This is a genomic window from Oleiphilus sp. HI0125, assembly GCF_001635355.1.
Genome location: NZ_LWGF01000468.1, coordinates 1 through 487, shown reverse-complemented (window position 1 = coordinate 487; position 487 = coordinate 1). Strand labels below are relative to the sequence as shown.

At 47.9% G+C, this 487-nt stretch carries 1 protein-coding gene; it reads right to left on the bottom strand.

The window, feature by feature from the left end; translation table 11 throughout:
- Positions 1–462, bottom strand: a 462-nt coding sequence (locus tag A3762_RS06110) for a potassium channel family protein (protein ID WP_255375035.1), incomplete at its 3' end; no start/stop codon positions are given.
- Positions 463–487: the final 25 nt, after the last annotated feature.

Sequence of the window (487 nt, the reverse complement as noted above, 5' to 3'; positions counted from 1 at the left end):
TGCCTTGAATGGTTTGCCGCAATGTTGGCATGTAGCGCCAATTTTGGTTTCCTTTTCGCTATGAACAGCTTCACGAATATGATCAGCTGTTCTGCGCGAAAGTCCTAGTTGCTTTCTCAATGCCTCAATGTCTTCCTCTTCCTGTTGACAGATTATGCCATCTTCCAGTGCTTTTCTAAACTCTCTTTGGAGGCTGGAACGGCGGCGATGAATTTGCTCATTCAAGCCGCTTGCGATAATGCCTGCGGGTAAGGCTGCCATGCCGATACCAATCACGGTGATAAGTGCTCCGAAGATTTTGCCTGCAACCGTGATTGGAGTGACATCGCCATAACCCACTGTAGTAAGTGTGNCCACGGCCCACCACATGGCTTGGGGTATTGAACCAAACGCATTGGGTTGTACAGTGTGTTCTGCTAACCATGCACCACTTGCAGCAAAGATAAGCATAAGCATGAGAATGAAAAATCCAGCAAAGAAAGCTCCC